Here is a 19,130-nt window from a genome sequence, read left to right as displayed (position 1 = left end):
CACGAACCTTACGGAACGGGTGCCGGGTACGGACCTCGCGTCCGTACCCGGCACCCGTCGGTCAGAGCTGGCGCACCCTGATGTTGCGGAACTCGATCACGTCGTTGGTGCCGTGGTTCTGCAAACCGACGAAGCCGCTCAGGAACTGCCGCAGGTCGGTGGGCGGGTCGCCCGCGCGGGACGACTGCTTGCCCGGTGTGTTGTCGAACTCGCTGATCACCACACCGTTACGGATGATCGAGTAGTGCTGGCCGATCACCCGCACCTCGTAGTCGTTCCACTGGTTCTTCGGGGTCGCCCCGGCCTTGTCCAGGGTGTTCGGGGCGAAGTTGTAGACCGAGCCGGTCTTCTGCGGCTCGCCCGTCTCGCCGTCGTAGATCTGGATCTCGTGGCCGCAGTAGATCGCGACCCAGGCATGGGAGCTGCGGGCCGAGCCGACCGTGCCGCAACTGCCCGGGGGACGCTGCTCCAGCGGAGTCCTCGGGTCCGGGAACCGGACGAAGATGCCGCTGTTGGCCCGGACGTTCTCCGGGGAGATGTCGCGGAACTGCACCCTGATCGAGTAGTCGGCGAGCTGCTGGTCCGCGTACCACAGCATGCCGAGGCCGCCGGAGCTGCGGATCGAGCCGTCCGGACGCAGCCCGAACGAACCGCCGGGTGCCTGGCGCCAGCCGGCCAGCGACTTCGCCGAACCGTCGAAGATCGGCTGGTACCCGTTGGTGGCACCGATCGGGGACTGCCGCCCGGCCTGGCGCAGTGCCCTCGCCTCGCGGTTGTCGATGACGTGTGCCGCGCTCAGTTCGGCGAGTACGGCGTCGAGGTGGGTGACGAACGAGGCCCGGTTCGGCCAGGTGGTCTCGTCGTCGATCAGGTCGTTGATCGTGCAGCCGCCACCGGTCTGCCGGTTGGCCACTCCGGTGTCGGTGTCCAGCATCCAGACCGTCGGCCGGGCGTCGGCGGCACCGCAGCCGGCGTTCACGTCGACCTTCCCGGTGACCACCTCACCGTCGGCGTAGGTGACCTTCACCGTCGCCTGGAAGGTGCCGTACCGCTTGTAGATGTGCGTCGGGTGGGCCTGGTGCGACAGCTTGCTGCCGTCGCCGAAGTCCCACTCCCAGGCCACCCCGCCGACCTTCGCGGCGGAGAACCCGATGGTCCGGGGCTGGCTCGGCGTGACCGACTGCGCCGTGGCCAGGCTCGGGTTCGGGGTGGCCTGGCCACCCTGGTAGGTGATGCGGATCAGCTTCTGGTTCTGGTGCAGGCTGAAGAAGCCGCCCGCGTAGTCGAGCATGTAGAGCGCGCCGTCCGGCCCGAACTTCGCGTCCATCCAGGACTGGAGCTGGTTGGTGCCGTTGCCGCCCTGGATGATGCTGCGCAGGTCCTCGGCGAAGGCCGGCGCCCCGGCGTACGCGACGGTGTCCGGGTCGACGGTGACCGCGATCCGGTTGTTGGCGTTGGACTGGTCACCGATGAACCACTTGTTGTCCCAGTACGCCGGCCAGGCGACGCCGCTGTTCACGTCGACCTTCGAGCGCTGGTAGGTCGGGCCGTCCATGATGGCCTGACCGCCGCCGGTCAGGTACGGCTGGGTGTAGGTGGCCTCGTCGGCCTTGTACGTCGGCAGCCCACTGCCGTCGGTGCGCTTCGGGTAGACCGGGCCGCCTCCCTGCGGCGAATACCAGATCATGTTGTCCCGCACCGGCGGCAGGTTGACCAGACCGGTGTTGCGCGGCGACTCGTTCTTCGGGTTGTCGCAGTCGTACCAGCCGGTCAGCACAGTGGCGTCGGTGTTGCTGCGGTCCCGGTACGGCTGCCGGTTGCCCATGCAGTACGGCCAGCCGTGGTTGCCCGCCGAGGTGATCACCGTGGCGGTCTCGTACTTCGCCGGGCCGAGGTTCGGGTCCGGGGCCCCGGCGTCCGGGCCGACCCACGCGGCGGTGAGCCAGTCGTTGACCGGGTCCCAGGCGATCCGGGCGATGTTCCGGACGCCCATCACGTAGATCTCCGGACGGGTCTTGCCGCCGCCCTGCTCCTGACCGGTGAAGAGGTTGCCGTCCGGGACCGTGTAGGTCCCGTCCGCCTCGGGGTGGATGCGGAGGATCTTGCCGTTCAGGTCGTTCGTGTTGCCGGAGGTACGCCGGGCGTCCTGGAACGAGATGCCCGCGTACTCCTGGGTCCAGTTGTTCCCGGAGAAGCCGCTCGACCCGCCGGAGGAGTTGCTGTCCCCGCTGCCGATGTAGAGGTTGCCGGACTCGTCGAAGGTCATCCCGCCACCCGCGTGGCAGCAGCTGTGGATCTGGGTGTCCCAGTGCAGCAGGTCCTTGCGGGTGCCCTGGTCCACCGACTGCTGCGCGTGGTCGTAGGTGAACCGGGAGACCGTACGCTGGCCGACCCGGCGTTCCCGGTCGATCGACTCGTGCGGCATCCAGTAGGCGTAGAACCAGCCGTTCTCCGCGAACTTCGGGTCGAGGGTGATGCCGACCAGGCCCTCCTCGTTCTTCACCAGCTCGCTGCCGCTGCCCCGGTTGCCCATCACCTTGAGCGTGGTCAGCAGCTTGACCTGCTTGGTCTTCGGGTCCCACTGGTGGATGGTGCCGCAGCCCAGCCCCACGTTCGGGTCGGCCCAGTCGGCGACCGGCCCGCTCGGGCAGGCGGCCTTGCCGATGTAGAGGACCTTGCCGTCCGGTGCGATGGTCAGGCCGTGCGGTTCACCGACCTGGTCGAGCTGCCCGGACTGGTTGGTGGCGGTCAGTCGCTCGATCTTGTAGTTCGATGCGATGGTCGCCTGGCAGTCGCCCCGGACCGTCCCGGTCGTCCACTGGAGCGCGCCGAGCAGGTGGCCGCGGAACCGCGTGTCGGTGGTGTAGCTGGCCTCCGTCCGGCCCATGCCGGTGTAGAAGGACCGGCCGCCGTCGTAGTCCCGGCACCAGGAGATCGGGTGGAACGCACCGTTGCCGCCCAGCCCCGCGTTGTAGGTGCTCTCCTTCACCTGGGCGATTGTGTGCACCCGGCCGACCGGGCTCGGGTCCCAGTTCATCCACTGGTCGGAGCGGGTCCAGTTCAACGGCAGGCCCTTGTTCGCCGGGTGCTGCCGGTCGACCAGGTCGACCACGGCCTCCTGTACCCGGTTCTCCGGTGCCGGTCCCGCGTCCGGGCCGATCAGCCACAGCTCGGCGAGCTGGATCAGCGGCTCACCGCTGTTCGCGGTGATGTTGAGCCGGTAGAACTGGTATGCCTGGGTGTTGGTGAAGGTGTACTGCTTGGTCTGGAACCGCTGCGAGAAGGTCTCCCCGGTCCGGCGGTCCAGATCAGTCCAGCTCTCGCCGTCGGCCGACCCTTGCAGGGTCCAGTCCCTCGGGTCGCGGCCGGCGAAGTCGTTCGCCGAGGTCAGCGCATACTGTGCCACCGCCTTCGGCTCGGCGAGCTTTGCGACGACCCATCCGGTCGGGGTACGGGTCAGCCACTTGGTGCCGGTCCTGCCGTCGATCAGGTTCTCGACGATCTCGTTCGGCGGGTTGTTGCCGCTGGCCGTGACGCTCTCGATCTTCTCCGCGTTCGGCAGGCTCGCCGCCGGGCGGGTGCCGATCAGACCGGTGAACCACTCGGAGCCGGGCTGCGCCCGGGCGGCGTCGTGGATGCCGACGAACCCGCCACCGCCCTTGACGTACGCCTGGAACGCGGCCTCCTGGGCGTCGTTCAGCGTCACCCCGTTGGCCGACAGGAACACCACGCTGCGGTAGCGGTCCAGGTTGTCGGGGTTGAAGACCGCCGGGTCGGCGGATTCGTGCACGTTGAAGCCGTTCTCGTTGCCCAGCTTCCGGATCGTGCTGACGGCCCTGGCGACCGGGTCCTCCTGGGACGCCGCCGGGCCGTGGAAGACCAGTACGTTGATCGCCCCGCCACCCCAGGCCGGCGCGACGCCGCCGACCGTCTCGTCCGGGGCTGCGGCGGCGGGCGCGCTCAGCAGACCGAACGTGAGTAGGGCGCCCGAGGCCAGCGCGACCGCGCGGCGGAACGGGCCGGCGCCGCGACCCCGGGCCCGGGAGACCGGGTCGGGCGCGGGGGACGGAAGGTCGACGGGGTCGGTGCGGTGCCGCCCGACCGATCGGGATAGCCGGAAATGGCGTCGGTGAGCCATTTCTCCTCCTCCAGGGGGTACGAAGAGTGCTTCAGGCGCTGGCAGGTGTGCTCGGTTGGTGGTGCGGGGTGTCGGGGGTCATCGGTGGTTGGTGTGCGCGCCGGCCGGTGCCGCCGCGCCCTGGGCCGGCGCCGCGGGCGCGGCCGGCGCGTGGTTGCCGGCGTGCGCCGGCATCTGCCCGTTCTCGTCCAGCACGTGCATCCAGGTGGACATGCCCAGGTCGGAGTGGAACTGCATGTGGCAGTGCAGCATCCAGCGCCCCGGCCCTACCGAGTCGCCCGCGACGAACTGCACGCCGAAGGTGTCACCCGGGCCGAGTGTCTTGTTGTCGATGACCGGGATCGAGTCGATGAGGGCCCGGTTGGTGCCCTCGACCGTGCCGGTCCGGGTGTCGGCCCAGGAGTGACCGTGCACGTGGAACGTGTGCATGTCGTCCCCGAGACCGATCACGATGAACTCGATCCGCTCGCCGATCTTGGCGACGATGCAGGTCGGGCCCGGCACCGGGTTCACCGGGTCACAGGTGTCCGCCTCCGCGCTGCGCCGCAGGTTGATGGTCTGCCGGTCGCCGAAGGCGGTCACGTACGTCCGGTCGGGCCGTACGTCGCCCTGACGGCGTACCACCAGACCGCCGAACAGGCCGGAGCGGAGGCCCTGGGTGCCGTGCGGCCCGCCGACCACGTGGTCGTGGTACCACCAGTAGCCGGCGGTGCCCTGCGAGGTCGCGGTACGTGGCTTGGCGAACCAGATGTACGTCCGCGACCCGCCCGGCGGCACGAAGGAGTTGCTGTGCACCGTGCCGTCGGACACCTGGGTGTACTTGACCCCGTGCACGTGCAGCGAGACGCCGATCGGATGTGCCGGGTCGGTGCGCAACTGCTCCAGGGTCGCGGCCGGCACCTGGTTGTGCACGGTGATCGCCAGGCACTCGCCTTCGATCATCTCCATGGTCGGCCCGGGGTAGGAGGCCGTCTGCGGGGTGAGGCCGTAGCCGAGCCGGATCTGGTTGGTCACCGGATCCTTGGGCAGCTCGACCGCGTACAGGGTCAGCCGGCGGTCCGGCGTCACGCAGCCCTCCGGCCGCTCCGCCGACCGGGCCGCGGGGGCGGCCTCCACCGCCTGCTCGGCCGGCCGTTCGGTGGTGCCGCCGGCCAGGGACAGCCCGCCCGCGCCGACGAGCGTCACCAACATGATGACCGCCACCATCACGGCCCGGCCGGTGCTCGTGCCGAGCAGCCGGGCCGACCTCGCCGGCTGGGGTTCCGACCCGGCGGCAGGCGGCGAGAGTACGACCTCGCCGATGTCCTTCGTTTCCTTGTCCAACGTTCTATCCAATCGCTCGGCTAGGCGGGGGAGTGGACGGCAAACGCGTCACGGGGTCAGCGGGGCGATCCTGACGTTGCGGAAGGTGACGATGTCGCCGGCGCCGTGGTTCTGCAGGCCGACGTAGCCGGTCGGGTTCTGGCGTCCGGCGCCGCCCGGATCGTCCGCCCGGGGCGGGGTGAAGACGGCCTCGGGGACGTTCACGTACTCGTTGATCAGCTTGCCGTTGCGGAACACCGAGTAGTGCTGGCCGACGACGCGGATCTCGTAGTCGTTCCAGGTGCCCTTGGGCGTGACCTGCGCCCCGGCGAGGTCGACCCGGTCGAAGCCGTACACCGACCCGCTCTTGTACTGGTCGCCGTCGGTCCGGTCGAAGATCTGCAACTCGTGGCCGTACTTGATGGCCACCCACTCGGGGCGGGACTCCTGCGGGTGCTGGTGCACCTGCGGGAAGCGGACGAAGACGCCGCTGTTGGCCCGCCCGTCACCGGGGGCGTCGTCGCGCCACTGGAGCTTCAGCGAGAAGTCGCCGTAGCTGCGGACGGGGAACCAGAGCATGCCGAGGCCGTCGACGGCCTTACTGGTGATCGAGCCGTCGGCGTTGCGCCTGAAGCCGCCGGCACCGACCTGCTCCCACAGCTTGAACGAGGCGGCGGTACGGTCCAGCAGCGGCTGGTACCCCTGCTGCGCCTCGGCCTTGCCGACGCCGGACTCGCGGGCCGTGCGTACCAGGGCGTTCTGCTCCTTGAGCAGGATCTGGCCCCGGTGGTGCAGGTGTTCGGCGACCTCCGTGACGTGCGCCACGAACGTGGCGTGGTCAGGCCAGGCCCGCTCGTCCTCGATCAGGTCGTTGATCGAGCAGCGGCCCTCGACCACCCGGTTCGGCACGGCGCTGTTCAGGGTGCCGATCCAGACCGTCGGCCGGGTGTCGGTCACCTGGCAGCTCGGTGCCGGCGGTCCGCTCGGCACCACCGTGAAGGTGGTCGACGCGGTACCCGAGACGTTGCCGGCCCGGTCGGTGGCCCGGTAGCTGACCGTGTGCGCGCCGGGGGTGTTGACGGTGAGCGGACCGGAGTAGACGACGTAGCCCCGCCCGTCGAGGGCGTACTCGACCCGGAAGACGCCGGATCCGGTGTCGGTGGCGGTGAGCACGATGGTGGCGCTGCCGACGTACGCCCAACTGCCGTCCTGCTGGCCGGTGATCGCGGCGGTCACGGTGGGGGCGGTGTTGTCGGGGGTGGGCGGGGCGACCACGGTGAACGAGACCGACCCGGGCGTGGAGGTGTTGCCGGCGACGTCGGTGGCCCGGTACGAGACGGTGTGCTGACCGGGCTGGTTGACCGTCACCGGAGCGGTGTACGCCGCGTACGGCTGCCCGTCCAGGGAGAACTCGACGAGGTCGACACCCGACCCGGCATCGGTGGCGGTGACGGTCACGGTGGCGGCACCGACGTACGCCCCGGTGCCGTCCCGGTTGCCGGCGACGGTGGCGGTCGCGGTCGGCGGGGTGGTGTCACCCGGCCGCTCGACCACCTGGAACGTGACGGACTGCGGGGCGGAGGTGTTGCCCGCCTTGTCGGTGGCCCGGTAGGCGACGGTGTGCTGGCCGGGCGTGTTGACGGTCACCGGTGCGGTGTAGGCGGCGTACGCCTGCCCGTCGACGGAGTACTCGATCCGGTCCACACCGGACTCGGTGTCGGTGGCCGAGACGGTCACCGTGGCGGCACCGAGGTAGTTGCCGTTGTCGTCGCGGTCGCCGGTGACCCCGCCGGCCACGGTCGGCGGCGTGGTGTCCGGAGTGGACGTGTCGGCCACCTCGAACGCGACGGACTGCGGGGCGGAGGTGTTGCCCGCCTTGTCGGTCGCCCGGTAGCTGACGGTGTGCCGACCCGGCTGGTGCACCATCACCGGGGCGGTGTAGGTGGCGTACGCCTGGCCGTTGAGGGAGTACTCGGTCTTGTCGACGCCGGATTCGGTGTCGGTGGCGGTGAGGGTGACGGTGGCCATGCCGATGTAGGCGCCGTCGTCGTTCTGGTCGCCGGTGACGGCGGCGGTGACGGTGGGTGCGGTGGTGTCGGGGTCGGCTGGTGGTACGACCTGGAAGGCGGTGGACTGTACCGGGGAGGTGTTGCCGGCGACGTCGGTGGCCCGGTAGGTGACGGTGTGCTGTCCGGGGGCGCTCACCGTGACCGGGGCGGTGTAGGTGGCGTAGGCGCCGCCGTCCAGCGAGTATTCGGTGCGTTCGACGCCGGATTCGGTGTCGGTGGCGGAGAGGGTGACGGTGGCCATGCCGATGTAGGCGCCGTCGTCGTTCCGTTCGCCGGTGACGGCGGCGGTGACGGTGGGTGCGGTGGTGTCGGGGTCGGCTGGTGGTACGACCTGGAAGGCGGTGGACTGTACCGGGGAGGTGTTGCCGGCGACGTCGGTGGCCCGGTAGGTGACGGTGTGCTGTCCGGGGGCGCTCACCGTGACCGGGGCGGAGTAGGTGCCGTACGCACCGCCGTCCAGCGCGTACTCGATCCGGCCGACGCCCGATCCGGTGTCGGTGGCCGAGAGGGTCACCGTGGCGGCGCCGACGTACGCGCCGTCCTCGTTCCGCTCACCGGTGACCGCGGCGCTCACCGTCGGCGGGGTGGTGTCCTCGCCACCGCCGCTGACGACGAGCAGGCCGGTCATCGTGCCGTGCCCGGGTATCGCGCAGAAGTAGCGGTAGGTGCCGGGCGTGAGCACCACGTCGACGGTCCACCGGCCCTGGTTGGCGTCGAACGGGTCGGCCAGGATGTTCACGTCCACGTCGCGGTTGTACTCGGGGTTGCCGGTGTCGAACGTGAGGGTGTGCTGCATGCCGCTGGTGTTGCCGGTCGCGGCACTGTTCTCGAAGACGAGGGTGGTCGGCCCGGCGACCGCGGTGGTGGGTGCGGAGACGTACGCCTGGGTGCTGTTGCCGGCCGTCCAGGTGAGCACCTGGGCCTGCAACTGCCCGGCCGAGGTGGGGTCGCCGGCCGTGGTCGGTCCGTTGCCCGCCGGGCGGGCGCCGGCCGGGACGGCGGCGAGCGCGGAGCCGACGAGCAGCACGGTGATCGCCGCGAGCATCCTCATCGGTCCGCCGGGCCGGCCCGCGCCGAGCCGGGGGAGCAGCCGCGAACGCCGTGGCGGGCCGCATCTCACAGGGAAAACTGGCATGTCGAACACACCTTTCGCGAGTCATGGGTGAACGTCGACGGCCCGTGGGGGTTTCCCGGGATCGACGGATGACATGGCGGCAGACCGCACACCGGCGTGATCCGCGACGGTGGGGTCCGGTGCTGTGGCTGCCGGCCTGCCGCGGTCGGTGTGTGGACAGACGTGTCTCGATTGAGGACGGTGGGCTATGGGCGAGGTCGGATCGGCGACGGGGGTGACGCCGACCTTCGTTGCCGAGCCGGCCGGGGCCGACGTGGTTGCGGGTACGGCGCGGGCGGGCCGCGCCGGGGTCTGCGGGCACGGCAACCTGGAGAGTGGGCTCCCCCGGCCAAGCCGTGACTCTCGGACCACGAGCTAACCGCGCCGCCGGTTACCTCGTTGAAACATGTTGATATTGTCCCGACACTAACTGTCTTGCCGTCGGCGTGTCCAGATCTTTCGGCGGGATCGTCCACACTTTTGTTCGTGATGACAAAAGAGTCGGGCGGCGAACAAAGTCGGCCTCGACGGCAACCGTGGGCAGCGCGAACGGCTACGCCCGGTTCATCCGTACTTGTTCACCGTGGCCTCTGCGCACCGTTCTGGTACGCCATCACGTCCACGTTCCCCTCACCGTCGAGTTCGGTCGTCGGGTGGGTGAGTACCCGGTATCGGCCGGAGGGGATCGCGGCGGGAGTGGTGGGCTCCCGGAGTGCCCGGTGTGGAAACGGTGCGCCGCCGGCCCGTCAGGACCAGCGGCGCACCGTCAGGATCCACCGCCCGTCAGGCGTCAGCGCCCCTCAGGATCCACCGCCCGTCAGGAGTCGGCGGCGGCGGAGGCGAGCAGCCGGGCGAGTTCGGCCGGCCTGCTGACCATGGGCCAGTGGCCCGATTCGATGTCGACCAACTCCAGGTGCTTGGCCCTGGCGAGTTCGGGCGTCTCCCCCTCGGAGATCCACTCCCGCGCCTGGGCCGGCGTGAACTCGGGACACACGACGACGACCGGTACGTCGAACCGTCGCTCGTCCGTCAGCCGTACCACGCCCCTGGCCACTCCCTCGGGGACGGGGATCGCCGCCGACGCGATGGTTCGCCGGGTCTCCTCGTCGAGGTCGGCGGCGTCCGGCCCCTCGAACGGGCCCCAGCCGGGGAAGGGCATCACGCCGTCCTCCAGCGCGAAGAACTCGGCGTAGGAGGCGCCGTCGACGGCGGGGAAGCCGCCGATGAGCACGACCTTGGCCACCTTCTCCGGTCGCGCGTCGGCGGCCAGCCAGGCCAGGGTGCAGGCGGCGGAATGCCCGACCACCATGGGCCGGCCGGACGCGGAATCCACGGCGGCGAGCACCGCCGCCACCTGGTCGTCGAGGGTGGCGGAGGCGGATCCGTCACCCTGGCCGGGGAGGGTGAGCGGCACGGGGCGGTGGCCGAGCGCCTCGAGGGCGGGCACGACGTCGTCCCAGGCGGATCCGTCGAGCCAGAGACCGGCGACGAGCAGTATGTCCATGATCAGTTTCCTTTCTCCAGCAAGGTCAGGTCGCGCTCGGCGTAGAGCCGGTGCTCCCATTCCTCGTTCAGGACGATGCGGAGGCACTCCTTGACGGGAAAGCTCTCCAGCCGGGGCCATCCCGGCTCGGTACGGGTCACCTCGGAGCCGAGTTGCTCGTCGGTGAGCGACGCCATGACCTGCCGGACCATCGCCTGGCGTTCGCGCCGGACCGTGAGCACCTCGTCGAGCGCCGGCCGCGCCTCGCGGTCCCACGGGATGCCGGGCCAGCCGGGCGCCTCGTCCCAGGGCAGGTCCAGGCGGTGCCACGGCGAGACGTCGCCGAGGACCATCCGGCCGACCCAGGCGGCGCTGGCGAAGTTGAGGTGCCGCAGGGTCTGGACGAAGGACCACTCGTCGTCGACGCAACGGTGCAGCGCCGCTTCCGGAAACGCCTGCGCCCGCGCGACGGTACCGGCCCACAGCCGCTCCAGGATCGCCCACGCCGTACGGAACCCGTCGCTGTCGTCGGGGCGCATCCTCGCCCGTTCGGGCATCCGGCGGTTCAGTTCGGCCTCGACCAGCGGCGCGATGTCGACGCCGTTGACGACGACGTTCCGCAGCTCGCCGCTGATCTCGACGTCGACAAGTTCGACCCCGCGCAGCCGACTCCGCTGGAACAGGACGCTGCGGAGCTCTGCCCCGGTGAGGTCGACCTCGCGCAGGCTGGCGTCGTTGAGGGACACCCGGTCGAAGGTGGCGCCCCGGAGGGTGACGCGTTCGAAGCGCGCCCCGGTGAGGTCCTGCTCGCGGAACCTGGTCATGGGCATGACGTTAGGCCCAGTTCCGGACGATCTACTGCCGGTTCAGCTAGTGATCACCTAATCTGCTCGGGTGGCGACCGAGCTGAGCCCCACCGCACGAGCCCTACGTACGCTCGAGATCCTCCAGGCCCGTCCCGGCACGACGGCCGGCGAACTCGCCGGGCGACTGGGCGTGACGGAGCGGGCCGCGCGGCGGTACGTCGGGATCCTCCGTGAGGCCGGCATCCCCGTCGAGTCGACCCGGGGCCCGCACGGCGGCTACCGGCTTCGGCGCGGGACGAGGCTGCCGCCGGTCGTCTTCACCGAGGCGGAGGCGCTCGGGCTGGTCATGGCGGTGCTCGACGGTCAGCCGGCAGCCGCCGACGCCGACGACCTCGTCGGTGCTGCCCTGGGCAAGGTCATCCAGGTACTTCCCGAGAGCGTCGGCCGGCAGGCGGCGGCGCTGCGCCGGCACGCCTCGGCCGCACCCGACCGGTATTCGGCCCGGCCAGATCCCGCCACCACCAGCGCACTCGTCACCGCCGTCGCGGCCCGCCGCCGGGTGCTGGTCACCTATCGGACCGAGTCCGGCCGCGAGTGGGACGCCGAGGTGGATCCCTGGGCGGTCGTGGTCCGGCACGGGCGCTGGTACCTGCTGTGCCACTCGCACCGCGCGGACGCGGTCCGCACCTATCGGCTCGACCGGGTCCGCGCGGTCCGGCAGACCGCCGACACCTTCGAGCCGCCCGACGGCCTCGACCCGGTGGCGGCGCTGGAGGAGAACCTCGGAAGTGGGTGGGAGTTCCCCACCCGCGTCGTCTTCGACGCTCCGGTGGCCGAGGTGGCCCCCTGGATCCGTCCCCTCATGGGCCGGCTCGAACCGTCGGGAGACGGCTGCGTGCTCGTCGGCAGCACCGGCAATCCGTCGATGTACGCCCAGGAGTGGCTGCCGAGCGTGCCGTTCGCCTTCCGGGTCGAGGGCGGGCGGGAACTCCGGGCCGCGGTCGAGGCCCTCGCGACGCGGCTGGCCGCAGCCGTCGACACCTGAGCCCTGCCGTCGTCGACACCCGAGCCGGGCGACGGAGTACCTCGGCGACGGCGTCGACGACGGCGTTACGCGGCGCGGGCCGCGGCACCCGAAGGTACCGCGGCCCGCCGGGACGCTCAGGTCGGAGCGGTCATCGCCGCCTGGGTGGGACGGCCACGCCCTTGCGGTAGTTCTTGCCCCGGCCGTCGGGACGGTAGTTGTCCTCGACGTTGCCGGCGGCGTCCACCGAGAACCAGTGGATCCTGGTCCCGTAGGGCACGGTCAGGGTCTCCCCGCCCTCGCGGATGCCGGCCGAGCCGTAGAGCGTGGACGCGTACGTCGGCTTGCGGCCGTCCAGCGTGTAGAAGACCGCCGCCGGCTCGCTCACCTCGAACCTGACGTCCACCATCCCGGGCGTGGCACTGTCGCTCACCGACAGGTCGCTCTCCGGCCGCCTGTGGTCGGTGTCGAAGTCACGTGCCACCCGCATCAGCTCGACGAGGCCGTTGGCGAACTCCATCGTCTCGTCGTGCGCCTCGGCCCACTCCGGCTGGAACGAGGTGCCGACCTCGAAGTTCCAGGCGTAGATGCCGTACTTGTACCAGAGCATGTCACCGGAGTTCCCGGCCGCCGAGTAGAGCACGTCGGAGATCGGGCCGGTACGTGCCGGCGTGACCGCCATGTTCCGGTGCCGCTTGATCGAGGTCAGGATCCGCGACGAGGCACCCCAGAAGAACGACTCCTCGCCGAGGGTCGGCCGGGGCGCCGAGATCCGGCCCGGCGTCGCGTACGCGCCCGGCGACCACATGAAGTAGTTGCCGGAGGAGTGCAGGTTCATCGAGAACTTGACGTTCGGCCGGGAGGCGAGCCAGTCCAGGTTCCGGTTCTCCGGCTCGGACAGCTCGCTCGGCCCCGCGTAGGTGCCGCTGGTGCAGCTCGGCGACGCGCCCGAGTAGCCGTCGAAGAGGCTGTATTCCGTGTAGTTGCGGTTGTTGTCCACGCCCCAGGAGTTGCGGCCGAGAGCATCCGCCGACCCGGTCTGCGGGCAGTGGTTCGTCATGTTCTTGCGCTGCGAGTTGAAGTCGTAGAAGGAGTAGTGGCCACCGTCGGGGTTGATCGACGGGGCGATCCAGATGTCGAGGTTGTCCAGCAGGTCCCTGGTCTTGCGGTCGTGGCCGTAGTTGCGCAGCAGCCGCTCGGCGGTCTCGATCGTGACCAGCGGCGGTACCCACTCGCGGGCGTGCTCCTGGGCGTACGCGAGGACGCCCAGCTTCGAGGTGTCGCGGTTCTTGCCGATCCGGATCGCGTACACCGGGTGCGGATCACGCGAGACGCCGGCCGGGGCGCTCAGGCCGTCGGTCAGCGGCGTCGGCGCGGCCGGTGCGACCACGCCGTCGCCGACGCTGCCCCGATAGGTGTACGCGTCGACGAGCGACCCGGCGGTGGCGTTCAGCGCCGCGACGACCTCGGCAGCGGTACTGCTCACCGTGCCGGCGGCGTCGGTGGCCAGGCCGACCCGGATCGCGCTGCCGCTCACCGTCACCGACAGCGCCTGGTCGGCGGCGCCGGGGTCGGCGAACTCGGCGGAGACGTCGTTGCCGCCCTCGTGCCCCCAGGCCCGGGAGTCGACCGCGACCCGGCTCGCGTTCGCGGCACCGAGTACCGCCTGCGCCTTACGCCGGTAGCCGTTCGTCTTGTACGGCAACTCCACGATCTCGGCCAGCTTCGGGTACTGCTCGGCGAGCTGGTGGATCCGGTCGTACAGCTCGGTCGGGGTCAGGTAGCTGGCGACGAAGTCCTTCTGATAGCCGGGCCCTTCCGGGTTCTCCTTCGGGACGGGCAGCCACTGGTTCACCTTGACCTTGGCGACATCCCCGGTCGGGCTGGTGATCTGGATGTAGTTCGGGCGGGCCGACACCGTCGAGGCGCCACGGTGGTAGAGGTACACCCCGGCGTCCACGAACCGCGAGATGGTCTGGGTACCGCCGGAGCCCATCGGCGTACCCGGGCCGCTGTCCCGGGTGACGGTGAGGGCGTCGGTGGCGGTCTGCCCCTGTGCCCACTTCGCCTCGACCGACAGGACCTGGTCGGTGCCGGAGGTGTAGTAGTCGGCCCGGATGATCGTGACGTCGGAGGGCGCCTGGGTGCCCCGGAGGTTCTGGCTCTGGTCGAGCGCCTCGTTCTCCGCGACGTGGGCCGCGATGGTCGCCTCGCGCTCCGCGATCCGCTGTGCCGAGTCGTCGGGCGTGAAGAGTACGTTGCCCATCCGGTAGCCGTGCGCCCGCAACGTGGCGACCTCGTTCGGGGTGACGACGGCGTGCACCACGATTCCGCTCGCGGTACGACTCACCTCGTGGTCGAGGTCGACGCCGGTGGCGACCAGCCGGTCCAGTTCGTCACTGTCGGCGAGCAGGACCTCTACGACGCTCGTCTCCTCGCCCGCGAGCCGTCCGAGATCGAGATCTCCGCCGGAACCGGAAGCCGACGAGCCGGGGCTCGGCGCGACCGCCGAGGCCGGGGTGACCAGTAGCACGCCGGTGAGGGCAACCGATGCCGCGAGGAAGACGCGGCGTCGCCATCCGGGGCCGGGAAGATCTGACATGGCGTTGCATTCCTTTCTGCGCAGTTCTCCCTCGCGGGATCGGCCGTCGGGGACGCGACGGACCGTTGGATGACACGCAGGATGCAAATCTCCGCCCGGACCAGCGGCGTTCATTGCCCCTGACCAGGCTGGATAAATCTTGGAGCCGCCGTGATCGATCTGTCAATCACCAGCTACAGAGGAACGATTACGTTCCGTCACCCGGCGGTGGCAACGTCCCTGTCCGTGTTCCGCCTCGGCGCCCGACCGCGCCCTCGCCCACCCCGTTCGGCCGACGGGGCGGGTGGAAATCGGTGCGGGTGGGGGCCTGGGTCCTCCGGGAGTCGGCGTGTAACCTCCTTACCCGGCGACGGCGGCCCCCGGATCCCAGACAAGCCCGGCCTCCGGATCCCGTCGCCGGCTGCGGCAGCTCGGTCGAGAACCTGACGGCCGAGACGTTGCGGTGCCGCTCCGAAACGCCACACCGCCCCTGCGTCGAGCGGGAGTTGTTCCGCTGGCTGACCGCATCCATTGTGGATGTCTTTGGCCGGCCCTCGCCGGACCGGCGCGGGTGCTGTCGGCGTGCTGGGCGCGGACGATCGGCTCTTTCGGTATCTGCCCGGACGGCCTAGTGCGAGACCGGACAGATTGGTAGGGTTGCGCACACATCGGCGCCGGCCGGCCGTGCCCAGCCGCTGGTTCCTCCGGGCTGCCCACGATTGGATCGAAGTTGGCGGACAAGCAAGCTGACGACACGAGCCGGCAACCTGAGCCGGAAGTGCAGCGTCAGTCGACAGCGAGTCGTCGGCGTGGTCGGCAGCAGTCGATCAGGCGACGCGTCATCAGGCTGGTGCTCATCCCCAGTGTCGTTGCCGTCGTCATCTGGTTGGTAGCCTCCGGATACCTTGTCTTCCAAGGATTCTACAACCGTGAGGTTGCCAACAGCGTCCGTAACGTATCGATCCCGGCGGTTCCCGCGCTGGCCTCTCTCCAGCAGGAGCGCCGGCTGAGCGTGGCCTATCTGGCCCAGCCGTCGAGGGACCTGCAACCGCTGGCCGACCAGCGGGGGCAGACCGACCAGCGACTGATCGCGCTGCGCAGCGCCGCGAACGAGGCGCTGGCCAGCGCCCCGCAGTCCATCACCACCCGCTGGCAGGCGTTGACGGACCAGCTCGACCAGCTACCCAACATCCGTGCGACGATCGACTCCAGGACGGCCAGCGGCCCCCGGGTCTACGACTTCTACAACGGCCTGCTGGAGTCCGCGACCACGCTCTTCGACACCCAGGCCCGGGTGGTGCCCGACGTCGCGGCGAGCCTCGGTGGCGTAACGGCGACAGAGGCGTTCCGGGTCAGCGACCAGATGTCCCGGGCCGGCTCCACGATCGACGGTGCGTTCAGCTCCCGCACCCTCAGCCAGCAGGGTCACCTGGAGTTCGTGGCCCTGGTCGGCGCCTACCGTGCCGCGCTCACCAACATCGCACCGCACCTCGAACCGGGCGCGCGGGCGCGTTACGAGAGCGTCACCGCCAGCGATCCCTGGAAGGAACTCGTCGCCGCGGAGAACGCACTGATCGCGGCCGGCGCCTGGGACGACGGCATACCCCGTGGGCTCCCGGTCAACCGGACCCGCTGGGAGACGCTCACCCGGCAGGTCTCCGACGAGCTGATCAGCCTGGCGGTGCTACAGGCCGACGGGGTCTCGGCCGAGGCTCTCCGTACCGGTAACAACCAGCTGTTGACCGCGTCGCTCGGCAGTCTTCTCGCGTTGTCGATCGCGATCGCCGCGATCCTGTGGGCGATCCGCCAGTCACACATCCTGGTGGACCAGGCCCTCTCGGTCCGGCTGGCCAAGCTGGGCCAGGAGGCCGCCGCGATCGTGGACGAGCGCATCCCGCTCATGATGGCGCGGCTGCGGCGTCGGGAAAAGGTCGACCTCGCGGTCGAGTTGCCCAGCCACGACTACGGCAGCGACGAGATCGGTCAGGTCGCATCGGTCATCAACAGGTCCCTGAAGGTGGCCGCGGCGGCTGCGGTCGACGAGGCGAAGACCCGGGCCGCCGGTATCGCGATGCTGATGGGCGTGGCCCGGCGTCCGCAACGTCCGTTGCAGCGCGGCCTGAAGGTGATCGAGGAGTTGCAGGACCGGGTCGGCGACGAGAAGCTGCTGACCGAACTCTTCGACATCAACCACCAGCTCACCCAGACCCGGCGCTTCCTGGAAAACCTGGTCATCCTCGCCGGTGGCCAGATCGGTCGCCGCTTCCAGAACCCCGTTCCGGTACGCCGGGTGCTGCTGGCCGCCTTCGCGGAGGCCCAGCAGTACCAACGGATCACCCTGCGTGGTGCGCCCGACGTGGCGCTGACCGGCCGCGCCGTCGCCGGCACCATCCACCTGCTGGCGGAGTTGCTGGACAACGCGCTCGCCTTCTCCCCGCCGAAGACGACCGTCTGGGTGACCTGTAACGAGGTCAAGCACGGCGTCGCGGTCGAGATCGAGGACGGCGGCGTGGGGATGAACGCCGAGGCGCTGGAGAACGCGAACGAACTGCTGGCGAAGGCGCCCACCCCGGACGTGGCGGCGCTGAAGGACGGTGCGCAGGTCGGTCTGCACGTCGTCGCCGAGCTTGCCAAGCGCGACGGCATCCAGGTGAGCCTCCGTACCTCCGCCTACGGCGGACTGCTCGCCATCGTGCTGCTGCCCGACCGGCTGATCACCCCCGAGACGGCTGGCTCCGCGGACCGGACCGATCCCGACCTCCTCCTGCCGGCGATGGCCGGGGCGGTCGCGGCCCGGGCCGGAACCGGTCACCGAGTTCCACGCCCGCCAGCCGCTGGCCCGGGCGGCGGAGTCGGCACGGTCACGAACGGGTCGACCCAGGCACGCCGCGACCCTCGAACGGCCGAAAACCGACGAACCGACCGGGCGGGCGACATGACGAGTGAGCGTCAGGCCAACGGCAGTGCCGGCACACCGAAGACATCCGCTCCCCGCGCGGCCGACCCGGGTGCGCCCCGGAAGATCGCCCGTCCGCCCCTGCCGAGCCGGCAGCCGCAACAGCACATCGCGCCCGAACTACGGGAGGACGCCACGGCCCCGGGCGGCGCCTCGCCGGCCGCCGGGTCGGCGAGGTCTCCGGAGGAGGCCCGGGACCGGTTCACCAAATACCAGCGGGCGTGGGCCGCCGGTAAGACGGACGGCACCGACGAAGCGCCAACCAGCGACAACAACCAAGGCGGCAAAGCGTGACCACCAACTCGACCCCCGGGAATGACCTCACCTGGATGCTGGACGAGCTAGTAGAAGTTCCCGACGTTGTCTACGCCGTCGTCCTGTCGACGGACGGGCTGATCGTCCAGAAATCCACCTCACTGACCCAGGACGCGGCGGAACTCCTGGCCGCCGGCGCCTCCTCGCTGCACAGCGTCGCCGCCGGGATGGGCCGACGGTTCGACAGCGGGCAGGTACTGCAGGTCATCATCGAGTACGACGGCCGGACCCTGTTCGTCGCCGCCGCCGGTCAGAACGCCCGGCTGGCCGTACTCTGTGAGCAGACCGTCGACATGGGAACGGTCGCGTACGAGATGAGCCGGCTGGTGACCCGGATCGGCGAGCACCTCGGCGCCGAGGTACGCCGGACCGCGACGGCCGTCAACGGCCAGCAGGGCAGGGGTTATGGCGTATGACGTGTGGGACGGCGACGACGAGGCGCAGGCCGGGCGGCTAGTACCGCTCTACATCCTCGTCAACGGGCGGACGAGTCCGCGCAACACGAACCTCGACCTGGCCACCCAGGTCATCGCCCTCCCGGTCGACCCGAGTCGACTGGAGCTGGAGTACCGGGAGATTCTCGACCGCTGCGCCCGCTGGGTATCGATTGCCGAGATCGGCGCCTACCTGCACCGGCCGCTCACCATCACGAAGGTCATGGTGGACGTACTGCTCGAGCAGGGCTACCTACGCGTCGGCGTCCCGGCACAGCAGAAGATCGCGGACAGGCGGCTTCTGGAGACGGTTCTCGCTGGTCTCGAAAGACTCTAGGCAAAGGGACTGGAACGTGGATCGCAAGTCGGTCAAGGTCGTCGTGGCGGGCGGCTTCGGTACGGGCAAGACCACCCTGGTCGGTGCGGTCAGCGAGATTCCGCCGCTGACCACCGAGGAGGTGTTGACCCAGGCCAGCGTCGGCGTGGATGACGTCACGGGGGTGGAGGGCAAGACGCGTACGACGGTCGCGCTCGACTTCGGACGGATCACCATCTCCAACGACGTGGTGCTCTATCTGTTCGGCACACCCGGGCAGGACCGGTTCTGGTTCATCTGGGACGAACTCGCGCAGGGCGCGGTCGGCGCGGTCGTGCTGATCGACACCCGGCGGCTGGATTCGAGTTTCCCCGCCGTCGACTACTTCGAACGGCGCGGGATCCCGTTCGTTGCCGCCGTGAACCGGTTCTTCGGCGAGTGTCTGTACACCGAGGCGGAGATCCGGGCCGCGCTGAAGCTCGACGACACGGTTCCGCTCCTCTGGTGCGATGCCCGGGACCGGGAGTCCAGCAAGCAGGCACTGATCGGACTGGTCCGGCACGCGCTTGCCCGGATGCCGGTCGCCAAGTGA

The 19,130-nt window shown here is 70.2% G+C and carries 11 protein-coding genes; 5 read left to right on the top strand and 6 right to left on the bottom strand.

Going from position 1 to position 19,130, the window contains the following annotated elements; genetic code table 11:
- Window positions 1-61 precede the first annotated feature (61 nt).
- The 5 genes from Pma05_RS04365 to Pma05_RS04345 all read right to left on the bottom strand — a co-directional run bounded on the left by Pma05_RS04365 (window position 62) and on the right by Pma05_RS04345 (window position 10,930).
- Window positions 62-4,138, bottom strand: a complete 4,077-nt coding sequence (locus Pma05_RS04365; RefSeq protein ID WP_203855964.1) for a ThuA domain-containing protein — start codon at window positions 4,136-4,138, stop codon at window positions 62-64.
- Between the two features lie 78 nt (window positions 4,139-4,216).
- The gene (locus Pma05_RS04360; RefSeq protein WP_203855963.1) at window positions 4,217-5,461 is read right to left on the bottom strand and encodes a multicopper oxidase domain-containing protein; all 1,245 of its coding nucleotides are present in this window, start codon (window positions 5,459-5,461) and stop codon (window positions 4,217-4,219) included.
- 48 nt (window positions 5,462-5,509) lie between these two features.
- Window positions 5,510-8,644, bottom strand: a complete 3,135-nt coding sequence (locus Pma05_RS04355) for an OmpL47-type beta-barrel domain-containing protein (protein WP_425567549.1) — start codon at window positions 8,642-8,644, stop codon at window positions 5,510-5,512.
- Window positions 8,645-9,440: 796 nt separating this feature from the next.
- Window positions 9,441-10,127, bottom strand: a complete 687-nt coding sequence (locus tag Pma05_RS04350; protein ID WP_203855961.1) for an alpha/beta fold hydrolase — start codon at window positions 10,125-10,127, stop codon at window positions 9,441-9,443.
- Between the two features lie 2 nt (window positions 10,128-10,129).
- A complete protein-coding gene (locus Pma05_RS04345) occupies window positions 10,130-10,930 on the bottom strand; it encodes a DinB family protein (RefSeq protein ID WP_203855960.1) in 801 nt (266 codons plus the stop codon).
- Between the two features lie 70 nt (window positions 10,931-11,000).
- Between Pma05_RS04345 and Pma05_RS04340 the strand changes: the two genes are divergently transcribed.
- A complete protein-coding gene (locus tag Pma05_RS04340; protein ID WP_203855959.1) occupies window positions 11,001-11,957 on the top strand; it encodes a helix-turn-helix transcriptional regulator in 957 nt (318 codons plus the stop codon).
- A 130-nt stretch (window positions 11,958-12,087) separates the two neighbouring features.
- Here Pma05_RS04340 and Pma05_RS04335 read toward each other — a convergent pair whose 3' ends face one another.
- Entirely contained in the window at window positions 12,088-14,538 is a 2,451-nt protein-coding gene (locus tag Pma05_RS04335; RefSeq protein WP_203855958.1) for a M14 family metallopeptidase, read from the bottom strand.
- A 991-nt stretch (window positions 14,539-15,529) separates the two neighbouring features.
- Between Pma05_RS04335 and Pma05_RS04330 the strand changes: the two genes are divergently transcribed.
- Genes Pma05_RS04330 through Pma05_RS04315 form a run of 4 tightly spaced genes read left to right on the top strand, consistent with a single transcriptional unit; the run spans window position 15,530 to window position 19,130 of the window.
- Window positions 15,530-17,767 carry a sensor histidine kinase gene (locus Pma05_RS04330; protein ID WP_239311654.1) on the top strand — a complete coding sequence of 746 codons (2,238 nt, stop codon included), beginning with the start codon at window positions 15,530-15,532 and terminating at the stop codon, window positions 17,765-17,767.
- Entirely contained in the window at window positions 17,764-18,204 is a 441-nt protein-coding gene (locus Pma05_RS04325) for a roadblock/LC7 domain-containing protein (RefSeq protein WP_307836836.1), read from the top strand. The genes Pma05_RS04330 and Pma05_RS04325 overlap by 4 nt, the downstream gene beginning before the upstream one ends.
- Complete coding sequence (locus Pma05_RS04320) at window positions 18,194-18,559, top strand: DUF742 domain-containing protein (RefSeq protein ID WP_203855956.1); 366 nt, start codon at window positions 18,194-18,196, stop codon at window positions 18,557-18,559. Before Pma05_RS04325 ends, Pma05_RS04320 begins: the two co-directional genes overlap by 11 nt.
- Window positions 18,560-18,575: 16 nt before the next feature.
- Window positions 18,576-19,130 carry a GTP-binding protein gene (locus Pma05_RS04315; protein ID WP_203855955.1) on the top strand — a complete coding sequence of 185 codons (555 nt, stop codon included), beginning with the start codon at window positions 18,576-18,578 and terminating at the stop codon, window positions 19,128-19,130.

Source organism: Plantactinospora mayteni (assembly GCF_016862935.1).
Classification (GTDB): domain Bacteria; phylum Actinomycetota; class Actinomycetes; order Mycobacteriales; family Micromonosporaceae; genus Plantactinospora; species Plantactinospora mayteni.
The sequence above is the reverse complement of the archived record's forward strand: the minus strand, read 5'-3'. Positions and strand labels throughout refer to the sequence as shown.